The following is a 20,738-nucleotide window of genomic DNA, read 5'->3' on the forward strand; positions in this document are numbered from 1 at the left end:
TTCATGCTAATAGGATTCGGATCGTGGTGTCAACCGGTAGATTTTTTCTCTCCATCCTCTTTTACACCCCTTACCTCCCAGGCATGGTCAAGGCTGATGCCTGTCATATGAGATATTGACAGCCGACATTTTAGATACGAACATACGTTCATAGTAATAGATGCAGGAGTCGAACCTGCGCTTGTTGATATCTACTCGATCAACAAAGGGAGCGAAGGGTATGTCGAAGTTGAAAGACCAGTTATGCAGGCACGGCGGCTCCAGCCTGGGGGCACTTGCCATGATGATGACCTTCCCGGCCGCGGCGCTGGCCCAGCAGACGGAGGAGCCGGCGGGGGCATCTGCTCCCCCTCAGGGCATCCAGGAAATCGTTGTCACAGCGCAGCGCCGTGAGGAAAATCTTCAAAAGGTGCCGGTGTCGGTTACGGCCTTGTCGGGATCGGATCTGCAAGCCAGGGCGATCGTCGACAGCACGGACATCGTAAAGCTTGTGCCCGCCCTCAAATATAATGCTTATAGTCCTTCGACGACCGTCTATAATCTTCGTGGCGTATCGCAGAACGACTATTCCGATCAGCTGGAACCGCCGGTCGCGGTATATCAGGATGATTCCTATCTCAGTTCCATGGCGACCGCAGGCTTCCCCCTGTTCGATATCGAGCGGGTGGAAGTATTGCGCGGTCCCCAGGGCACGCTTTTTGGTCGCAATGCCACGGGCGGCGCCATCCAATATATCTCGCGCAAGCCCACCGATGATTTTTCGCTCAACGCTTCGGCGACATGGTTCAGCGACGGCGGCTATGCGGTCGAGGCAGGCGCTGGCGGCGCCGTTTCCGACACACTGGCCGCCCGCTTCGCCATTGCTCGAGTCCAGAGGGATGGCTTCGTCAAGAGCAACAATCCCGCGATCGGCGACAGCGGTGAAACCAACCAGTTTGCGGGCCGGGTCCAACTTCTTTGGAAACCCACGCCCAACCTCAAAATATTGCTGCGTGCCATGCGGTCACGCGATGATAATTCCATTGCAGGTGGCACCTACACTTACACGCCCGCCGTGCCGGCCGATCATGGCCGCGGCGTGACACAGTCTCCGACGGATGATTTCTGGGGCACTGGCCCCGGCGTCGATCCGAACGGTTATGTAAAGCCGGCAAGCTATGGCACCTATGAGAACAACAATAATATCCCGTCCATCTTCAGCCGCACGATCCAGGCCTATTCCGGCCGGATCGACTGGACCGTGGGGGATGTGACGATCATCTCGATCACCGATTATCAACGGATGAGGAAATTTTATCAGGAGGATTGTGACGGAACGCCGTTGAACGGCTGCGTCTTCGCTCCGCGCACCAATCTTCATCAGTTTTCTCAGGAATTGCGCGCTGAAGGCGATACCGGCCGCCTTCGCTGGGTCGCGGGCGTCAACTATATCGACATTGACGGCCATTACCAATCACATGCCGAATATAATCTGATCGCGCTCGACTATTTTTCCACCGGAAATTCCGATTATTCGATCCGCACCAAATCGCCTTCGATATTCGCGCAGGGCACATATTCGCTGACCGACAAACTAAAGATGACGCTCGGCGCGCGCTACACCCGTGACAAGAAGACCGACGACTACCGTCTTGATTTCACCTCGACCAGCGGCGGCGTAACCGATAACCAGATCATCGAGTTCAACCCGTCCCTCTACCCGGATGACGCGCGCAAGCGCTACAATCTCTATTCGGGCAAGATCCAGCTGGACTATTCGCCCACGGACGACATCTTGCTGTTCGCAGGTGTCACCCGCGGCACGAAGTCAGGCAATTTTTCAGCACCGGTTTCTGCCCCCGTGGCGGTGTCGCGCTTGCCGCATGGACCCGAAGTGCTGTGGTCTTATGAAGCCGGCTTCAAGTCCAAGCTTCTGGACAATCGCCTGCTGATCAACGGCTCCGCCTTCTATTATGACTATCATAATTACCAGGCTTTCTCGCTGATCGATCTCGTCCAGACGATCAGCAACCATGACGCGTGGGTTTATGGCGGCGAACTGGAAATAACGGCGGTGCCGACGGAGGGCCTCAATATCTCAGGCGGCCTTTCCTATTTGAAGAGCAAGGTCAAGGATATCGGGCTGCCCGACGGGACGGTCACCGACAGCCGCCTGCCCCAGGCGCCTCGCTGGTCCGGCAATGCAAGCGTCAGCTACACCCTGCCTGTGGGATCAGGCGACCTGACGGCCCGGCTGGACGGGACGTTCACCAGCGGCTTCTGCTTCAGCGTCGTGTGCGCCCCGGTGGAACGCGAAAAGGCGTATCAGACGCTGGATGCGAGCTTAAGCTACAAGTTCGATCCCTTCACCCTGACCGCCTTTGCCAAGAATGTCACGGGAGAGAAATACCGCACCTATGCGCTGGATGTTTCCAGCCTGGGCTTCCTGGAAAGCATCTACACGCGCCCTCGCTACTATGGCGTAACATTGTCAGTAAATTACGGAAGATAAGCATCAAAGGGAGAGCTGTTTCGACAGCTCTCCCCCCTTGATCCGGCGGTCCGAAGCATCAGCACCACATAAGGTTGCCGGTCCGCAAGCCCGTCCTTGCTGAATCTGCTTCTTTCAGCCTTCAAGATATGTTTTCAAAGCGGGCAACCAGGCGGTTCGCAACGCTTGCGCGTATGGGTAAGCCGCAAAGCAGCTTGTCCCAGGTGTTCAGACTGATACCCAAGACTTCCGTTATATGTTGTGGCTTCCGGCAATGCACGCGGAGCGCCAGCCGTTGCACAAGCGCCGGGTCGACATGCCGCAATGTGGTGCGACAGCTTAATGCCGTGGAGTCCGGCGCCTGCCTTGAGCAGTCGACGTCCTGCATGTCCATCAGAACAGCACGACGCTGCGGATGCTCTTGCCCGCATGCATCAAATCGAACGCGGTGTTGATCTCCTCCAGGCCCATCACATGGGTGATCATCGGGTCGATCTCGATCTTTCCGCTCATATACATGTCGACGATCTTGGGCACGTCGGTTCGGCCCTTGGCGCCACCGAAAGCCGTCCCGCGCCAATTCCGGCCGGTGACGAGCTGGAAGGGACGTGTGGCGATCTCTTTACCCGCCTCGGCCACACCGATGATGATCGACGTGCCCCAACCGCGATGGCAAGCTTCCAGCGCGGTGCGCATCACTTCGGTATTGCCCGTCGCGTCGAACGTATAGTCCGCGCCACCGTCTGTCATCTCTACCACCCTCGCCACCGTCTCCTCGCGCGATAGGCCCCTGCTGTTGAGAAAATCGGTCATGCCGAACTTACGGCCCCATTCCTCGCGGTCAGGATTGATGTCGACGCCGATGATCTTGTTGGCACCGGCGAGGCGTGCGCCCTGGATCACGTTGAGACCGATGCCGCCGAGCCCGAAGACGGCAACATTGTCACCTACCTGCACCTTGGCCGTGTTGATCACCGCGCCCACACCCGTCGTGACACCGCAGCCGATGTAACAGCTGGACTGGAAAGGCGCATCCTCGCGGATCTTGGCCACCGCGATTTCGGGCAGAACCGTGAAGTTGGAGAAGGTCGAACAGCCCATATAGTGGAAGATCGGCTGCCCTTTGTATGAAAAGCGGGTGGTACCGTCGGGCATCAGCCCCTTACCCTGCGTGGCCCGGATCGCGGTGCAGAGGTTAGTCTTGCCGGACAGACAGCTTTTGCACTGGCGGCACTCGGGCGTATAGAGCGGAATGACGTGATCGCCGGGCTTCACGCTGGTAACGCCCGGTCCGACTTCTCGCACTATTCCGGCGCCCTCGTGGCCGAGAATAGAGGGGAAAATACCCTCGCTGTCGAAGCCATCCAACGTATAGGCGTCCGTATGGCAAACGCCCGTCGCCATGATTTCCACCAGCACCTCGCCCGCGCGGGGACCTTCCAGGTCAACCTCGATAATTTCAAGCGGCTTCTTGGCTTCGAGCGCAACAGCGGCACGGGTCTTCATCTCGTTCCTCTCGGTGATCAATGATGGAAGAGAGAGCAGGGCTGAGCGCATAAGCTCGCGAAATCCGCTCCGCGCTTCCATCGCCAACATTCGTTGAGACCGTTGTAGCGCTATTTCAAATAGGTGATAATATGGTCATTATGCAAATCTTTGTTTCTATGTTGGGATAATAAAGTGTCCGGATGGGACGGAATTGACGAATTCATCAGTGTCGCGACGCTCGGTTCGTTCACCCGCGGAGCGAAGGCCTTGGGCGTGTCGACCACTCACGTCAGCCGATCGATCAAGGCGCTGGAGCAACGGGTTGAGGCCAAACTGTTTCACCGCACAACCCGCGCCGTAAAATTGACCCACACGGGTCAGGTGTTTTTTGAACGCTGCGAGCGTATCGCCAGCGCCCGAGATGAGGCCATCGCGTTGATCGCAGATCGGAACACACCTCAGGGGGAATTGCGCGTAACTTGTTCAACAGCGATAGGTGAGCGGTTCGTGGCGCCTATCATTAACCGCTTTGCCATGCAGCACCGTAAACTCGCTGTTTCGATTGAGCTTTCAAATCATATTATCGATATTGTCGGTGAAGATTTCGACCTGGCAGTAAGAACAGGCATAATCACCGATCCACGCCTCATAGCGAAACGTGTAGCGTCTCGTCGTCTCTACACATGTGCGGCACCTGAATATCTTGCTTCGGCAGGACGTCCGGCTGGTGTTGAGGATTTGACGGGGCATGAATGCATCGCGGGGTCTGCAAGTGCTTGGTACTTCAGGGTCGGCGATCAGCAAGTAATTCACCAGCCCAAGGGCCGTTTCAAGTGCAACAGTGGACATGCCGTGATGGAGGCCTGCGTTTCCGGAATGGGCATCTGTCAGCTTCCCGACTTCTATGTTCTGCCCTATCTTCAGAACGGCATGATTGAGCTTTTGCTAGAAGATGTGCAGCCCGACGATGAACCGATCTGGGCCGTCTATCCGCGACGGAAGCATCTGCTGCCCAAGGTTAATCAGGTGGTGGACTGCCTTATCCATGAATTGGGTCCCGCGATGAACAGCCGGTACGGATCACCTGATCCCTCGAAATAGGCATCAATGCAGATGGTGCAGCGGACTTGCGTCGGCGCTCACCTTGTCGAACCTCTCGATTGGACAATTGGACGATCAGCGCTGGCCTCCCTCTGTCAGCCTCCCGGCATCACTCATATCGCCACCGCCAGATACTTGGGCAAGCTGGACAAGCGACGATTAACGGGCCCGATCTAGCACCAGCATCTCGTCAGTCTTCTGTACGATCCTTAAATCCAGGAAAACGCACAGCGCTGCGGCCAATCCGTCAGTATCTCCGGCACGGAAGCTACCTTCCAGGCGCTTCCCGCCGCTAGCTTGGTCTAAAAGGCGGATTTTACGGACCGAATATCGGTTCGCCTGCATGATGGCTTGGCTGGCTGTTTCGTTCGTAAAGTCCAAACGGTCCTCCTGCCACCCTGTTACGCTCGCAAGGTCGATCTTGGACGGTTTAGTCAATCGCCCGCTTGCTGACAGCGTCAGACGCTGGCCCGGTGACAGAAAGGCGCGATCTGCCTGGCCGGTCTTGCTTCGCGCCTCTACAGCCACTCGGCCATCAATCAGTATCACCGCTGGCGGCCTGGAAATGGCGGAGACATCGAAATCGGTGCCTATCGCGGTTACTGTAAGTCCCTCCGCCGTTACATGAAAGGGACGATGTGGATCGTGCGCCACGGCGAAATTGGCGCGACCTCGGCGCAACGCGACATGCCTCTCTTGTTCATCGAGCCGGATCACCACGGCGCTGTCGGTATCGAGCGTCACATGAGAACCGTCCGCAATCGTCACCGTCTTGCGTTCACCAACACCTGTACTGACATTTGCAACTTCGGCGGCGGGCGGCGTCATGATCATCAGGAAAGCCGCCGCCAAGGCAGACATGCATAATCCAGCTGCAACACCGCGCGGCCACAGCGGCGCAGGTAGCGCGCACCCCGCGTAATTTTGACTATCCCCGCCTAGCCGCTCGGCGTGGCGCTCAAGCTTTTCGCTCGCCAACCCGGCGTACAGATTTTCCTTTCTGGGAACACGGTGTCGGGCAAGCTATCCCAACCGCTAGGGAGCGTTTTTCCTCCTCCCACCGCGCTTAACCATCTGCTGGCGAACAGCGGGCCGCGCGCCATCGACGCCGGGCAATCCGCCCTTTCCCTGCCTTGGACCAACTCTCGGTATTTAGGTCCTGAAGGCAGCCGCTCGATCTTCGAACCTCAGAGCTCGCCATTGCAGTCAGTCGGCTTACTGGCGATAGAGGCACATAATTGCCGTCACTTATCACACGCGCACCAGTCAGAGGGACGAACTTTGACAGCAGCGTCATTAAGCTTACCGGGGAGGAGATACCATGATCAAGACAAGCAGAAGAAGCTTGGCCTTAGCCTCGGCCTGGGGATCCTGGGTGCTGCTTGGAGCTATCTCCCCTGCTGCGTCCCTCGCCGACACGCCGCGCGCGGCGACACTGCCGTGGATGTCGCCAGACATCATTGCGCGTCAGGACGGCGCGTCCGAAGCTGACCAGCGCGAGGCGGTAGCGCGGCAGCGCGCGCAATTGCTGTTGAAGGCGATGAGCCTCCCGCAAAAAATGCAGCAATTGACAGGCAGCGCGCCTGAAATCCTGCCTGAACTCCCCCAATGTTTCGGCGGCCGACATATTAGCGGGATTGCTGCGCTGGGGATTCCCACGTTTCGGGTCACAAACGGGCCGGTAGGCCTGGGTCAGAATGATTGCGTCGATGCGCAGCTGGTGGCCAAGGCAGGCAGCGCCGCCAAGGCCGCGGGCCTGGCTTACACACATCCCAGCTCGGCCAAGGCGACCGCGCTTCCGTCCGCCATGGGAATCGCGGCCTCCTTCGATCCCGATGTGGCGAGCGCCTATGGCGAAATCATCGCCAACGAAATGCACAGCCTTGGCTTACATGTATTCGAAGCGCCCGGCGTCAACTTGGCCCGTCTCCCAATTCTCGGCCGCAATTTCGAATATTTCGGCGAAGATCCTTATCTGAGCGGCGTCATGGCCGTGGCGGAGACAAAAGCGGTTCAGTCAAAGGGGCTGATCGCCATGCTCAAGCATTTTGTCGCCAACGAACAAGAAACCAACCGCATGTCCATCCAGGAAACGGTGGACCAGCAAACGCTGCGTGAGATCTACCTGCTGCCCTTTGAAATGGGTGTGAAGGATGGAGGTGCCGCCGCTGTCATGTGCGCCTATAATTATGTGAACGGCAAATCCTCCTGTGAGAATGAAGATATACTGACGGGCGTGCTGCGCCGCGATTGGGGGTTCACCGGCTATGTGCAATCGGATTTCTTCGCGATGAAGAGCACGGCTGCGACGTTGAAAGCCGGGTTGGACAATGAGATGCCGACGCCGCTTTTCTGGTCAGTCGATAAGCTGGCCAGCGCCTTGTCGAAGGGTGAGATCACGGCCGCCGACATCGATACCGCGCTGGAGCGGCGCTACACCCAGATGTTCAAGGCGGGGATTTTCGAACGTCCGCTGGTGCAGACACCCATGGCAGTCGAGGAGAATGGGCGCAAGGCGCGCGACATCGGCACGCGCGCGGCAGTGCTGCTTCAGAATGGAGGCGCGCTTCCCTTCCGCCGGGATGTCCAATCCGTCATGGTGATCGGCAAGGGCTCCCAGGTCTACGCGCAGCAGGCCGTAGCGGGTGGGTCACTTCCAGGCGAGCCGATGGGATCCGGCGGCGGCAGTTCCGACGTGGTGCCGCATTACACGGTGACGCCGGTGGAAGGCCTGCGCAATGTGCTGAAGTCGCTGGGTAATTCGGGTGCTGCGGTAAAACTCGCACTGGTCGATGATGCGAACATGTCTGCGACCATCGATGGCGCGCGGGTTAGTTTTGCCGATGTGACCGCGCAGGCGGGGGCGGCTGATGCCGTCATCATCATGGCGGGCACCATCTCCGAAGAAGGCGCCGACCGGGCGACCTTCGCTGGCGCAAGCGGGCGTCAGTTGGCCGGATCTGCGGCAGCAGGCGACAATCTGGATTGGTATGCGCCGCGATCCAATGTCATCGCTCTCACCAACGGAAGGAATGCGGCGCGGAACAGCCAGAGTGTCGCGATGATAAAGGCGCTGCTCGCGGCGCCCTCCCGCACGGGGGTCAGCATGAACCGCAAGACTGCGCTGGTGCTCAAGGACAATGCGGGCGTCGCGATGGACCCCCATCTGGTAGGTCCCCGCGGTCCGGCCATATTGGAAAGCTGGTTCCCGGGTCAGGAAGACGGAAATATCGTCGCCGAACTGCTGTTCGGGGTCAAGAATCCTTCCGGCAAGCTGCCAGTCACCTTCCCCTATGTGGGCAAGGGCTTTCTGGACAATGTGAGCGCCGAACAGTTTCCCGGCCTCTATGACGAGGCAACGAAGAAGCAGACGGTGCGCTATGCCGAGCGCCTGAACATCGGCTATCGCTGGTATGATGCCAATGTGAGTGGCAATTGCAAACTGGTGAAGGGCCGCAACCCCTGCGTGGCCTTTCCCTTCGGCCACGGACTTTCCTACACCAGTTTCGCCATGTCGAACATGACGGTGGCTTATGATCCAACAGCAAAACTTTATCGTGCCAAAGCCGTTGTCGCGAACACCGGCAAGATGGCGGGCGCCGAAGTGGTTCAGGCCTATCTTGCTCTTCCGCGCAGCGCTGACGCAGCCGGAGCACCCCAACCGCCCAAGCGCCTGGTAGGGTTCGAACGCGTGGAGCTCCAACCGGGCGAACGTAAGGAGGTAGAGATCATTATCGATCCTGCCGCCAGCAATCACCCGCTGAGTGTGTGGCGTGAAACGGAACACAAATGGGTTGTCCCTGAAGGACAATTTGCCTTGTGGCTGGGTAAGTCATCATCGCCGATCGATCTCATGCTGGCTGGACGATTCAGCTATCGAAAGTGACATACGGACAGCGCTCATCACGGCTTGGCTTGTGACAGGAAGGATCGGCGCGCCCAGGCAGCCGTAAGTGTGCCCGGGCGCGCGTGGAACATTGGCACTTTGGTCAGAAGCTAAAGCGTCCGCTGACGCCGAACTCACGCGGCGCATTGATCGAGGCGGTGCGATAACCTGAGTCGATAAAAGTGCCGGCTGTAGATTGCAGGCGGAAAGTGCTTGGACTTACCGAGCGGAGCCGGTCTTGGTCGAGCAGGTTCTTGACGAAAGCGGTCAGCTCCCAACGTTCGTCCTCGCTGCGCAGCCCAACGAACAGATCGAGCCGAATGTCGGTTGGATAGCGGTAGTTCGACCGCTCCGACGTGAAGGCAGGGCGAATGTTCGCATTGCCACGGATGAATGGCATCACTTGCGCGCCTATCGGGAAACGAATTTCTCCATTTAGAGTCGCAGTAAACTCAGGAGAGTCCGACAGAGGACGTCCAAGGCAGGTGGCGGTTTGTGGAAGACCGCTGGTGATGTCTGCCGGAGCGGCGGGTAGTACCGGATTTCCGTTCGCATCGACGATGTTGCAGAACACCGGGCTGGTATATTTTGACTTGGCATAGGCGGCGTTCACGCCCAGATCGATATTATTCGTCGGCCGGTAGCCGAGCTGCATCTCGATGCCCTTGACGTCCGCATTGCCGTTGGTCGGAACGGCGATTGTGGTCACGCGGCCGGTCGGCTCAATCGCGAACAGCGCCGGTTCGTAGCTAAGGAAGTTTTTGAACTTCTGATAGAATAGCGCGACGTTGAGAGTCATGCGACGATTGAGAAGACTGGCCTTGGCGCCGAGTTCGAAACCATCGGCGGTTTCGTTCTTCGCCTGCAAATATTGTTGGCCGACCTGCGCTGTCACCGCGACCGCGGGCGGCCCGGGCCGTTGCGTTCGTCCGTAGCTGAAATAGGCGTTTACGTCAGGGTTGATTTCCCAGTTCACATTGGCACCGCCCGACCACAATTTGTTGCGGCTCACGACATGTGAGGAGGTTCCAAGGCCGCAAACACCGTTGGGATCGACGGTGATGAACGGCGAAGATCCAACAGAGTTGAACTTGTAGAAGTTTACCAAGCCGCCCGGTATGAACGGCGAATCAGGTCCGAAGTTGCTGCAGAGCGGCAGGAATGGCGCAGGCGAACCGAAGAAAAATCCGGGGAACCCGCCTCCGGTGATTGGGTTGATGACCGCGAGCTGATCGCGAACGGTCTTGTCGTTGCTATAACGTATGCCGCCGGTGAACTTGATGGCGTCGGTCAGCTGGTAGCCGACAGTGCCAGCAAGGCCCCATCCACGCGACTTGATCGTCAGCTCGACCGATGCACGTTCATAGCAGGCATTACCCAACGCAAGAATGCAGGTTGGTCCGACTACGCCGGTCGGAGAGAAGGAGTGCTGGTCGGTATGCAGCGGTACGAAATTGCTGTTGTCATGGAAATCCCCCGCAATCGACCAAGTAAAGCGGCTACTATTGTCGGATTCAAGCCGCAGCTCGGCATTGTAATTCTTGAACGACGTGTAAAGGTCCTGGATGGTCGCGAAATTCGGAATGGCGTTCCCGATGTCCTGATCGCGTAGTTGGAACAGGCGTGTGTTTTGATAGCCCAGGTTGGCGACGACGTCGACGCCGCCCAGTTCCAGGGTCGAGTTGACGGTGACGATGTCCGACTTGTTGCGGAACTCGAGCGGTCCCTCGATTACGGACTTTCGATCGCTGATCGCCAACGCGGGGCCTGTGTTGTTCGCGCCTACCGTGTTGCCTGGTCCGAACGCTAGGATATAGGGCGTCAGCTTAGCATCGAGATGCTGGTACATAACATATGTCGTCCAGCCCTCCCACGGCCGCAGGCTCAACGAAACGCGGCCGCTATAGGTCCGGTTGCGCGATTCCCTCCCCGTTATCGTACTGACCCCCGAAACGGCATTCTTGTCGTAGAGGCCGGAAACGCGGACGGCGACCTTGTCGGAAATCAAAGGGACGGAAACGCCGCCCTGGATGTTGACGGCATCTTGGGTGGTGCCCGTCATCTGTGCGTACCCTTCAGCCTCCGTAAAATTGGCGCGCTTGGTCCCGAACAGGAGAGCCCCGGCAGGCGAAGTGCGCCCACGGAACAGCCCTTGCGGGCCACGCAGCACTTCTACTTGGCCAAGGTCGTAAATCGCCGTGAACACAGTGTTCGCATTGACCGGGATTTCGTTATAGAACACTTCGACAGCAGGTGAGGTGCCACCATCTGGATCAAACGCAATGCCACGCAATGAAGCGGTATTGTTGCGCCCAGTCGTGTTGCTGAGTTCAAGACCTGGCGATAAGTTCTGTAGTTCTTTGGTATCGAATATATTTAATTTCTGAACATCCTCGCCAGTAACAACATCAATCGCCATCGGTGTGTCTTGGATAGTAGTTTCACGGCGTGTGGCTGTAACGATGATGTCATTGCTCGAGGAAATCAAGCTGTCGTTACTCATTGAGTTCTGTGCTTGCTGGGCCTGCGCGAATGCAACGGCCGGCATGACGAGCGCGGAAACTCCGCACGCGAGCGTAACGATACGATTAGCTGAATGCATTCGCATGACCCTCTCCCTGCTACTCGGAGAGGTCACCGGAACATCCGATCCCATGCCTCCCCAATTTCTTGTCAGGCAAGAGAAAAACGTAAGTCACGTGCTTCTGGTCCACGCCAGGCACGTGACTACAGTATCCACCCCTACCTAATGTGATCCTGACTAGATCACCTTTTATGGCCACAGCTTATCAGAGGCGATTAGAACGTCAACTACATTGCGGGAATGTGTCCTTGTCATGCGCATAACTGCTTGTTGGCCTCCTGCGCACCCATTCGTCGGGTGGTTTACCCGGGGGATGGCGAAAATCACGGTCCGGGGAGCCGATGAGGACCACGCGCTAAAGAGCGCCCTGCTATCGTTAAAACGAGCTGGAGAATTTCGCGGCAAACATGCTGAGCGGCGCACTCAGCCCCACGTTCGCAAAGCTGCCCGCAAATTGCGAAGCGGAGAAGGCAGAGGTCAAGCTGCGCCTTGTCCGAATTGCGCCCTCACGGCCAATCGCTCGAATTTTCTCATCTCACGCCCCTGGAGGGTTTATCGGAGGGGTTTGCGGTCTATGGGGCGAAGGCACCGCCGTACTGCCCCCGCAGATCGAGAGCGCGGCGATGTATGCCAAGGGCACTTGGGGGCGTGGAGGCGGGGATCATATCCAGCGTGTGAGATGTCGCGGTCTTTGGGTTAAACGCGAACGCCGCCCTGTGGGGGTGGCGTATCGGGCTTATGCTATTGGTTGCGGGAGCGCGCACTGGACGGCGCACCACTCCCTTCGCCATCGAGATTTGACTGCCGAAATTTCGCTGACGCATCAAGCGTCGAAAGCCATGTCATAGATTGAAGTTCGAGCCAATTACTATCCCCTGAAAAAATTCGTCGCGACTGCAATATGATGCCACGGGGGCGACACCCCCCGATGCAACGAGAGACTCAGTTACGCGCGGGCGCGAAGATTGCGAAATATATGTTGAAAGAGGGGGCACTTTATTTGAGGGCAGGGCTAATACCGACCCTTCTAAGACGCTCAGCGCCAAATTTTGCGCGCTCAGTCCGGTCAGTCTGCTTTCTCATTTTTTGGGCTGCGACTGGCCGGGCAGGCGCCTGTCAGGTTCGGAGCCAAAAGGTCGCGATAGCTGCCATCCTCAGGATGGCTCCTCCCGACCAGACACAGGCGTTAAGTTACCATGGTTCGATTGACCGATTAGGCCGAGACCTGACATCGGTTGAACTCCGCAAAGCTCTGTTTGCTACACGTTCAAGCAGCTTAACGCGTTAACGCGCATTTGAAGGTCTTATGCACCACGGTGCAGAGCGCAGTTTTTTTAGTGCCTGTCATATCGTCGGCGAGTAGCCAATCAGTTTGCCGGATTTTTGGACCAGCCTCTTTAAGAGCTTTTCCTGATCGGCAGGATAGCTCCGGCGCCGAGCAACGCGAACGCCGAGGCAGCTATGAACACGGCCGGATAATTGCCGCCCTGCATCGCACCTATCGCTAGAAAAGCTGGTGCCATGAGCGGGGCGAGCGATTGCGGCAGGGTATTGGCGATCTGGAAAATGCCCATGTCCTTGGCGCTGTTGTCCGGATCGGGAAGAACAGCCGCCACCAAGGCAAGGTCGACCGCATAATAAACGCTCATGCCGACCCCCGCGATCGCCGATCCTATCAGGAATTGAAACACGGTCTGCGCCATGCCGATCGTCACGAGTCCGATGGCCCCAATGATAGCGGCGACGATGACGAAGGGTTTGCGCCTGCCAATCCTGTCCGAGAGCCACCCGGAGAGCGGTGAAACTGCGATCGTGATGGTTGCGCCGATGCTCCCATTGATGAACATCAGCCGGGGGACGTCCGACATTGGTTGATGCAGCCGATCGGACAGGAGATAGACGGCATAAACCTGGATATAGGACATGCCCATGATGACGAGGAAGCGGCTGATCCATACCCAGTAGAAATCGGGATGTTCGCGCGGGCTGATGCTGAACGAGCCCAAAAACTGCCGGACGCCGCCACAGGCGTCGACCATCGCGGCGGCTGGCCCGTCCTTGAACATCGGCAGGATCACCGCGAGGCTTAGGACGGTGCCCATCCATGGCACCATGAACAGCAGATAAGGGCTGCCCGTCGTGAATTGGGTGAGGAATGTGCCCACCATCACGCCGACGATGATGGTGAGGCCCAACAGCCCGGACACGCGGCCTCGCTGCGCTTCTGGCACCTGATCAGGCAACAGGGCGTTGAGCGCGGCCTGATTGGCGTTGAAGCCGATCTGGGCGATGACCCATCCCAGGCCGAACACCATGATGTTGCTCGTGGCGCTCATAAGCAGCAGGCCCGCGCCGCCGCCCGCAACGCCCACGATCATCCACAGCTTGCGCCGGCCGATGTGCGCGGTCGTGCGATCGGAAATATGGCCCCAAACAGGGGTGGCGATGATCGAGGCAAGCGCGCCGATGCCCAAGATCATGCCGAGCTGACTCATTTTGTGCGCAGGATCAGCAATCTGCGCGATGCGCATGGCGATTGTCAGCGTGACCGGGGTGATGAGGCCCAGCCAGTTGCCGCATTGTGCGATCCAATAGGCCGCGATGAATGCGCCGCTTGCGCGACCGTCGGCCGTGCTGGCCATTCAGAGAGCCTGGATCATGGTGATGTCGGCTGCGAACTGCCGCAATGCCAGACCGTCCGGTTCGCCGCGATCAAGTGCGGCATGAACCCGCAACCATGCCGCACGATCCACGCTTTCGTAGACCGGCGACAGCTTCCGCTCGCCCTTTGCGTTCCCAATTCTGAGATCCGAAGGTCTGGCCGATCCGTCACCCCTGAGCGAGAAACGTAAGGTGCGGCCGAAGCCCAGCGCGTCGATCCGCTGGCCAGCGCCGCCGGTGCCGCTCGTGGCAATCGCTTCGAAAAGCTTTTCGCCTGCCGTGCCGCGCACGACAACGGCGTGGGATGCCTGCCAGATATGGGTGAGGGAAAGCGGCTGGCCGAGGGCGTGCGCCGTGCGCACCATGTCCAACGCGGCATTGGCGGGCGTAGCGAAGTCACCCACTTGGCTGATCAGGATGGTCGACGTCGCCGCCAGATGCTGGATGAGGTCGGCACGATGACGTAGTAGCGTCGGATCGCCCGCATAGCGTTCCGCCAGTTCCACGACTGCGCCCGCCTGGTCTGCCCGATCGGCGAGGGTGAGGATCGCGTCTGGGTCGGTGATGCCCGGATCGGCGATGATGACGCCGCGCGCTCCCGCCTCTACCGCGGCCGTCGCGCGTGCCGCCCAGTCGCTGGTTCCAGCGATGAACATGATTGAGGCGGCGGCGCTGTCTGCTGGAGCGCGATAGGACAGTGGCAGGGTGGCCAGCGTCTTACGTAGCCTGTGCTGAAGGCCGAGCGCTTCGGCGGCGATGGTCAGTGGCAGGGGCATGACAGTTCTCCGATCGCACTGGCACTGGCTTTGTTGGCGACATCGATCACAAAGTCGAAATCCTCCGCGACGGTGTCGAGCGAGGGTATGGCGCCATGGTCGCCATGTGCAGCCGCATAAAGCGCGCGCCATTCTTCGACATAGCCGTTGCGGTCGAAAGGACCGATCTGGCGAACGGCGCCCGATGCGTCGGTGATCGTCGCGACGGCTGAACCGCCGTGGACGTAGGATGGGGTGAAGCGAATGCGGAGCAGTTCCGCATCGGTAGCGACTTCCAAGTCCCAATAGGCTTCACCATGGCCATGCATGGTCCCGGCAAGCTGCACCGCGCGGCCGCCCGCCTGACCGGCGATCAGATAGCCGAAAGGCGCGAGCTGACGCGCCGACCAGATTTCCAGGTCGCGCCAGTCCGGCAGGAAGGCTCGCACCAGCGGCAGATCATGCACCGCCAAACCCAGGATCAAGGTGTGGAACATCTGGCGGATCACATCCGGCGTAATTTCGTTGGGCATGGAGAAGGCCATGTCAGGCCGCCCGGTCACCTCTGTCGCCCAATTTTCGAATCGGTCGTTCAGCGGCAGCACGATGCTGGACCGGATGCTGCGCGCCTTGGGGACCAGGTCTCCGAGCATATCCTTCACCGCGATCCAGCCGGGATCGAAGACATGCATCGCACCCAGGATTACGGGGATGCCGGTTTCCGCCGAGACCTCCGCGATCGCGCGCGCTTCATCGGCGCTGTTCGCCAAGGGCTTTTCGCATAGCACGGCCTTCTTGCCTGCGCGCAGGGCCGCGATCACCTGATCGGCGTGGAACTGCTGGGGGCTGCAGACCGCGATGACATCCACCGCCGGATCGGCGAGCATCGCGTCGAGCGACGTGACGGAACGCGCGCCCGCGCTGACCGCGACCGCCGCAGCCAGATCGCCGTTGACGTCCATCACGCAGGCGGGCGTGAAGAGATCCGGCAGATGGGCGAGCGTCGGCAGGTGAATCGCCTGCGTGACAGGGCCCGCGCCTGCAAAGCCGACGCCTAGTGGCTTGACCATGTTCATGCCGTGGCTCCAGCAAAATAGGGATGGGACGCGAGAAAGTCATAGGAAGCGCGGCTGCTTTCCAGCGGCGTGGGCAGGTTCGGTATGTCGACTTCCACCACGAACCACCCGTCGAAATCGGCAGGCAGCGCGTTGAAGACGGCATCGAAATTCACGATACCCCGGCCCGGCTCGCTCCAGATGTGCCGCGTGCCGATCGCCGTCATATAATCATCTTCATAGCGAAGCGCCCGGCGGAAGCCGGCTTGGTCCACGTCCTTCAGGTGCACGGCCACCAACCGATCAGCATAGTCGGCGATGATCTGTTCCGGCACCATTCCAGCCCACAGCAGATGGCCGGTGTCAGGCCCGAAACCAAGGTGAGACCCGGCGGTCATGTCGAGCACGCCGCGCGTTTCCTCCTCGGTCTCGATAATCATCGCGACATGCGGATGCAGGGCGAAGCGGACCCCTTCCGCAAAGCCCGCATCCGCCGCGCGAGCCAGCGTTTCGGCCATCCGCTTGGTCCGGTCGGCGGACGCATTGTAGCCAACGGCAGGATTGGTGAAGCGCGCCATGTCGATATTGCCCGCGACGAAGGTGCTGTCGACGCCCAGCGCAGCAAGGGTGCCAGCATGCGCCTTTGCCTGTTCGACAATGGCCGCCTGCTTTTCGGCGACATGAAAGTCCCCGGCGATATAGCCCGGCGCGGGAGTGAAGCCGAATTCGTCCAAGATCGACCTATATTCCGCGACGTTCATTCTCGCGGGAACATCGGTGTGGAGCGAGCGAAAGCCTGTCTGCACCAGATCAGTCAGGGCTTCTCGTAAATTCTGTTCAGTAACGTGCGGCCCCATCGGGCCAGTTACCCAGGGGAGCGGGTTGATTGCGACGCGTTTCAATGAACATCCTCCCTTGCGGCTCGGCCCGCCGCCTGAACCTATAGCGATACTAAAAATTAAGGACAACTATATTTTCGGAAATGCTGCTGTTATGGCCACCGAATGAAGAAACGCGGACCCTATGCAAAAGGCCAGGAAAGGCGGAACGAGATTCTGCGCGCGGCGGTCGAGGTTATCAGTCGTGAAGGCTATCGGGGCGCGTCGCTCAGTCAGATCGGCCGCAGCATCGGCATCGATAGCGCGCATATCATCTATTATTTCTCGTCCCGAGAGATGCTGCTGCAGGAAGTGCTGCGCATGTGGGACGAGGACAATGCAGCTCAACTGACCACAGGCGAGGATGTCTTTGCGGGGCTGGTGGAAGGGGCCAGGCGCAACACAAACAGTCCCGGGCTTGTGCAGCTCTATACCGCTTTTGCAGCCGAAGCGGTGGACGCGTCCCACCCTGCGCATGAGTTTTTCCAGGCGCGCTTTGCCGTCCTGCAATCCTATATCGCCGATGAAATCCGCAGGCGTCAGGCGGCGGGAATTGTGGCGGCCGCGCTGGACGCCGATCACGCTGCGATGATGCTGATTGCCCAGTCGGACGGCCTGCAGGTGCGCTGGCTGGTCGATCGTTCGATCGACATGGCCGCGGCGTTGGAAACCGAGATTGAACTGCTGCTTGGAAATGGCGAAGGGCGAAAATGACGGACGAATTTCGCACATTGTTCGATGGGAGCACGCTTGCCGGATGGCGGGCGATTCCACGCGTCTATGGCCGTTGGAATCCCGGCGGACCGGCCGTCACTGACCTGATGGCGCAATATGGGATCCAAACGCCTGCCGACCCGGAGGCGCATCCGGCGATATGGACGGTCGAGGACGGCGCGATCGTAGGCCGTCAGGCAAGGTTGGGCTATGGCGGTTATCTGCTGTCCGAAGAGACGTTCGGCGATTTCGAACTAGTGCTGGAGATGCGCCCCGACTGGCCTGCCGATACCGGTGTGATGGTGCGCCGCCAGCGCGACAGCTGGGAAGGTTTCCAGATATTGGTGGATCATCGTCCATCGGGCGGCATCGGCGGCTTTTACGGCAATGGGCTGGCCGGCTTTTCCGCCGTGCCTTTCGCGATCGACGCCGTGCTGGACAGCAAGGGTCTACCAATCGGTCTTAAGGTCGACGATCCTGCGACCAGCGCGGAACCGGTGACGCCAGACAAGATCAGGCGTCTATCCTATGCCGCGAAGGTGGAGGATTTCCTGACCGTCTGGCGATGGGGCGATTGGAACGAGTTGCGCATCCGCTGCGTGGGCGGCGCGTTGCCGGTCATCACGACATGGGTCAATGGACTGCAGATTGCGCAGGTGGATACCGCCGCCCTTCAATCGCCCGGCTATGACCCCGCCGCAGTCGGTGCCCTGTTGGGAGAGCGCGGACATATCGCATTCGAAGTGCACGACCATGATTCCAATTTTGGCGAGGCGCGTTGGGGACCTGGAGCGGCCTGCCGATGGCGGAACATCAGGATCAAAGAGGGCTAAAGAGTGAAGAACGAAAAAGATGGCCGGCGCCTGCGTTTTGCCTTGATCGGCGGAGGCCCCGGGTCCTTCATCGGCAGTGTGCACAGGATCGCCGCCGAACTGGACCGAGAGATAGAATTAGTCGCGGGCGCTTTCAGCAGTGACACTGCGCGATCGGCGGAAGCGGGGGCAGTTTTCCGGGTCGATCCGGCGCGCGCCTATCCTGACGTGGCGACGATGCTGAGGGCGGAGGCGGTGCGGCCCGACGGGATAGACTTCGTCACAATCGCCACCCCCAATCATCATCACCTGCTTGCCGCGCGCGCGGCGCTGGAGGCTGGCATTGCAGTGATGAGCGACAAGCCGGCGACCGCGACGCTGGAGGAAGCGCGCGAATTGGCCGATATCGTGGCTGGCGCCGATGTACCCTATGCGTTGACCTATACCTATTCAGGCTATCCGCTGGTCCGCGAGGCGCGCGCGCGCGTCGCCGACGGCGCGATAGGCCGCGTGACGAAGGTGATCGTCGAATATCCCCAAGGCTGGCTTGCCACCGCGACCGACAGCAAGCAGGCGGCGTGGCGGCTTGACCCCAAGCGCGCAGGACCGGGTGGCTGCATCGCGGATATCGGCGTCCATGCCTTTCACCTGGCGGAGTTCGTGACCGGCCTTCGGGTGACGCAGCTGCTCGCAGATCTTGGCTCGGTGGTGCCCGGCCGTGCGCTGGACGATGACTGCCAGCTGCTGCTGCGCTTTGAGAACGGCGCGCGGGGTGCGCTGCTCGCCTCCCAGATCATGATCGGTGAACGCAACGGATTGCGCCTGCGTATCCACGGCGATCGTGGCGGGATCGATTGGCGGCAGGAAACGCCCAACCTGCTGGTCGTTCATCATAGCGACGGGCGCACGGAGCTGGTCCAGGCGGGCGATGCGTCGCTGGGCGCGGACGCAACGGCCAGGCTGCGGACTCCTGGTGGGCATCCGGAGGGCTATCTGGAAGCCTTCGCCAACCTCTATCGTGACTTCGCCATGTTGCTACGCGGGGGCAAAGCGCCATTGTTGCCAGGCATTGCCGATGGTCTGCGCGGCATGGCGCTGATCGAAACCGCCGTTCACGCCAGCCGCGATGAAAGCGGCTGGGCCCCTCTCATCGTGTGAAGGAACTTAAATGCGAACGATCAAGGGGCCTGGGATTTTCCTGGCGCAGTTCATCGGTGACGACGCGCCTTTCAACTCGCTGGACGCCATCGCGGATTGGGCGGCGAGCCTTGGCTACAAGGGGTTGCAGATACCGACCAACGACCCGCGCTTCATCGATCTGGCCACCGCGGCACACAGCCAGGATTATTGCGACGAGATCCTGGGGGAGCTTGGCGACAAGGGCCTGTCAATCACTGAGCTTTCAACGCACCTGCAAGGGCAGCTGGTCGCGGTGCATCCTGCCTATGACACGCTGTTCGATGGTTTCGCAGCGCCTGATGTCAGGGGACGTCCGGATGCGCGGCAGGAATGGGCGGTGGAGCAGTTGAAGCTGGCCGCGCTGGCCAGTCGGCGGCTGGGGTTAACCGCCCATGCCACTTTCTCGGGTTCCTTGGCATGGCCCTATTTCTACCCCTGGCCCCAACGGCCCGCAGGCATGATCGAGGAAGCCTTTGACGAGCTGGCTCGGCGGTGGCGGCCGATCCTTGACACATTTGATGACAATGGGGTGGATGTATCCTTTGAAATCCACCCCGGGGAGGATTTGCATGACGGTGCGACGTTCGAGATGTTCCTGGACCGCGTCGATCAGCACCCGCGTGCCAACATACTGTATGATCCCAGCCATTTCGTGCTGCAGCAGCTCGACTATCTCGCATTCCTCGACATCTATCACACGCGAGTGAAGAGCTTCCACGTCAAGGACGCCGAGTTTCGTCCCTCCGGCCGAACCGGAGTCTACGGCGGATATCAGTCCTGGATCGACCGCGCGGGCCGCTTCCGCTCGCTTGGCGACGGGCAGGTGGATTTTGGGCAGATTTTTTCGAAGATGGCGCAATATGACTTCCCGGGCTGGGCTGTCTTGGAATGGGAATGTGCGCTGAAGCACCCCGAGCAAGGCGCCAGCGAAGGGGCGCCCTTTATCGCGCGGCATATCATCCCTGTTACTGACCGGGCTTTCGACGATTTTGCCAAGGGCGGTTAAGAGGCTGGCTTTGGCGCTCAGCCGAACGGCCGCTGATCGGACACGGTCGACTGAGATGACCCGCGATCGCAAGAACCGATCCAGAGCTAGACTGGCTGCGACTGACTTGCATTAGTATATTTGATCCACTAGCGAGCGCAGCAAGCTAG

At 59.5% G+C, this 20,738-nt stretch carries 14 protein-coding genes; 7 read left to right on the plus strand and 7 right to left on the minus strand.

The features are described from left to right. Nucleotides 1–220 precede the first annotated feature (220 nt). Nucleotides 221–2,491: a TonB-dependent receptor gene (locus SPHS8_RS15135; RefSeq protein ID WP_201516267.1), complete on the plus strand. Its 2,271-nt coding sequence runs from the start codon at nucleotides 221–223 to the stop codon at nucleotides 2,489–2,491. 372 nt (nucleotides 2,492–2,863) lie between these two features. Here the strand turns inward: SPHS8_RS15135 and SPHS8_RS15140 are convergent, their stop codons facing one another. Then, entirely contained in the window at nucleotides 2,864–3,976 is a 1,113-nt protein-coding gene (locus tag SPHS8_RS15140; RefSeq protein WP_201516268.1) for an S-(hydroxymethyl)glutathione dehydrogenase/class III alcohol dehydrogenase, read from the minus strand. Between the two features lie 174 nt (nucleotides 3,977–4,150). On the opposite strand from SPHS8_RS15140, the gene SPHS8_RS15145 reads away from it, so the two are divergent. After that, a complete protein-coding gene (locus SPHS8_RS15145; protein WP_201516269.1) occupies nucleotides 4,151–5,059 on the plus strand; it encodes a LysR family transcriptional regulator in 909 nt (302 codons plus the stop codon). A gap of 159 nt (nucleotides 5,060–5,218) precedes the next feature. Here the strand turns inward: SPHS8_RS15145 and SPHS8_RS15150 are convergent, their stop codons facing one another. Then, nucleotides 5,219–5,920, minus strand: a complete 702-nt coding sequence (locus SPHS8_RS15150; RefSeq protein ID WP_201516270.1) for a FecR family protein — start codon at nucleotides 5,918–5,920, stop codon at nucleotides 5,219–5,221. Between the two features lie 514 nt (nucleotides 5,921–6,434). Between SPHS8_RS15150 and SPHS8_RS15155 the strand changes: the two genes are divergently transcribed. After that, the gene (locus tag SPHS8_RS15155) at nucleotides 6,435–8,945 is read left to right on the plus strand and encodes a beta-glucosidase family protein (protein WP_236575191.1); all 2,511 of its coding nucleotides are present in this window, start codon (nucleotides 6,435–6,437) and stop codon (nucleotides 8,943–8,945) included. Between the two features lie 103 nt (nucleotides 8,946–9,048). On the opposite strand, the gene SPHS8_RS15160 is transcribed toward SPHS8_RS15155, so the two are convergent. The 5 genes from SPHS8_RS15160 to SPHS8_RS15180 form a co-directional block, all read right to left on the minus strand. After that, a complete protein-coding gene (locus SPHS8_RS15160; protein ID WP_201516272.1) occupies nucleotides 9,049–11,553 on the minus strand; it encodes a TonB-dependent receptor in 2,505 nt (834 codons plus the stop codon). Between the two features lie 1,373 nt (nucleotides 11,554–12,926). Further along, nucleotides 12,927–14,171 (minus strand): MFS transporter, encoded by a 1,245-nt coding sequence (locus tag SPHS8_RS15165; protein WP_201516273.1) that lies wholly within the window; start codon nucleotides 14,169–14,171, stop codon nucleotides 12,927–12,929. Beyond that, nucleotides 14,172–14,966, minus strand: a complete 795-nt coding sequence (locus SPHS8_RS15170) for a hypothetical protein (RefSeq protein ID WP_097093486.1) — start codon at nucleotides 14,964–14,966, stop codon at nucleotides 14,172–14,174. Then, complete coding sequence (locus tag SPHS8_RS15175) at nucleotides 14,951–16,021, minus strand: Gfo/Idh/MocA family protein (protein WP_201516274.1); 1,071 nt, start codon at nucleotides 16,019–16,021, stop codon at nucleotides 14,951–14,953. Before SPHS8_RS15175 ends, SPHS8_RS15170 begins: the two co-directional genes overlap by 16 nt. Beyond that, a complete protein-coding gene (locus SPHS8_RS15180; RefSeq protein WP_201516275.1) occupies nucleotides 16,018–16,902 on the minus strand; it encodes a sugar phosphate isomerase/epimerase family protein in 885 nt (294 codons plus the stop codon). Before SPHS8_RS15180 ends, SPHS8_RS15175 begins: the two co-directional genes overlap by 4 nt. A gap of 102 nt (nucleotides 16,903–17,004) precedes the next feature. Between SPHS8_RS15180 and SPHS8_RS15185 the strand changes: the two genes are divergently transcribed. Genes SPHS8_RS15185 through SPHS8_RS15200 form a run of 4 tightly spaced genes read left to right on the plus strand, consistent with a single transcriptional unit; the run spans nucleotide 17,005 to nucleotide 20,589 of the window. Further along, nucleotides 17,005–17,592: a TetR/AcrR family transcriptional regulator gene (locus SPHS8_RS15185; protein WP_201516276.1), complete on the plus strand. Its 588-nt coding sequence runs from the start codon at nucleotides 17,005–17,007 to the stop codon at nucleotides 17,590–17,592. Next, nucleotides 17,589–18,425: a 3-keto-disaccharide hydrolase gene (locus SPHS8_RS15190; RefSeq protein WP_097093482.1), complete on the plus strand. Its 837-nt coding sequence runs from the start codon at nucleotides 17,589–17,591 to the stop codon at nucleotides 18,423–18,425. Before SPHS8_RS15185 ends, SPHS8_RS15190 begins: the two co-directional genes overlap by 4 nt. A gap of 3 nt (nucleotides 18,426–18,428) precedes the next feature. Beyond that, nucleotides 18,429–19,562: a Gfo/Idh/MocA family protein gene (locus SPHS8_RS15195; RefSeq protein WP_236575192.1), complete on the plus strand. Its 1,134-nt coding sequence runs from the start codon at nucleotides 18,429–18,431 to the stop codon at nucleotides 19,560–19,562. A 10-nt stretch (nucleotides 19,563–19,572) separates the two neighbouring features. After that, nucleotides 19,573–20,589 carry a sugar phosphate isomerase/epimerase family protein gene (locus tag SPHS8_RS15200; RefSeq protein ID WP_201516277.1) on the plus strand — a complete coding sequence of 339 codons (1,017 nt, stop codon included), beginning with the start codon at nucleotides 19,573–19,575 and terminating at the stop codon, nucleotides 20,587–20,589. The last annotated feature ends 149 nt before the right edge of the window (nucleotides 20,590–20,738 follow it).

This window comes from Sphingobium sp. S6 (assembly GCF_905120495.1).
GTDB lineage: Bacteria > Pseudomonadota > Alphaproteobacteria > Sphingomonadales > Sphingomonadaceae > Sphingobium > Sphingobium agri.

Bases quoted from the DNA above. Each gene is read 5' to 3' on its own strand.
- SPHS8_RS15135 (WP_201516267.1), top strand. From the start codon at position 221: ATGTCGAAGTTGAAAGACCAGTTATGCAGGCACGGCGGCTCCAGCCTG.
- SPHS8_RS15140 (WP_201516268.1), bottom strand. From the start codon at position 3,976: ATGAAGACCCGTGCCGCTGTTGCGCTCGAAGCCAAGAAGCCGCTTGAA.
- SPHS8_RS15150 (WP_201516270.1), bottom strand. From the start codon at position 5,920: ATGTCTGCCTTGGCGGCGGCTTTCCTGATGATCATGACGCCGCCCGCC.
- SPHS8_RS15160 (WP_201516272.1), bottom strand. From the start codon at position 11,553: ATGCGAATGCATTCAGCTAATCGTATCGTTACGCTCGCGTGCGGAGTT.
- SPHS8_RS15165 (WP_201516273.1), bottom strand. From the start codon at position 14,171: ATGGCCAGCACGGCCGACGGTCGCGCAAGCGGCGCATTCATCGCGGCC.
- SPHS8_RS15170 (WP_097093486.1), bottom strand. From the start codon at position 14,966: ATGCCCCTGCCACTGACCATCGCCGCCGAAGCGCTCGGCCTTCAGCAC.
- SPHS8_RS15175 (WP_201516274.1), bottom strand. From the start codon at position 16,021: ATGAACATGGTCAAGCCACTAGGCGTCGGCTTTGCAGGCGCGGGCCCT.
- SPHS8_RS15185 (WP_201516276.1), top strand. From the start codon at position 17,005: ATGAAGAAACGCGGACCCTATGCAAAAGGCCAGGAAAGGCGGAACGAG.
- SPHS8_RS15190 (WP_097093482.1), top strand. From the start codon at position 17,589: ATGACGGACGAATTTCGCACATTGTTCGATGGGAGCACGCTTGCCGGA.
- SPHS8_RS15200 (WP_201516277.1), top strand. From the start codon at position 19,573: ATGCGAACGATCAAGGGGCCTGGGATTTTCCTGGCGCAGTTCATCGGT.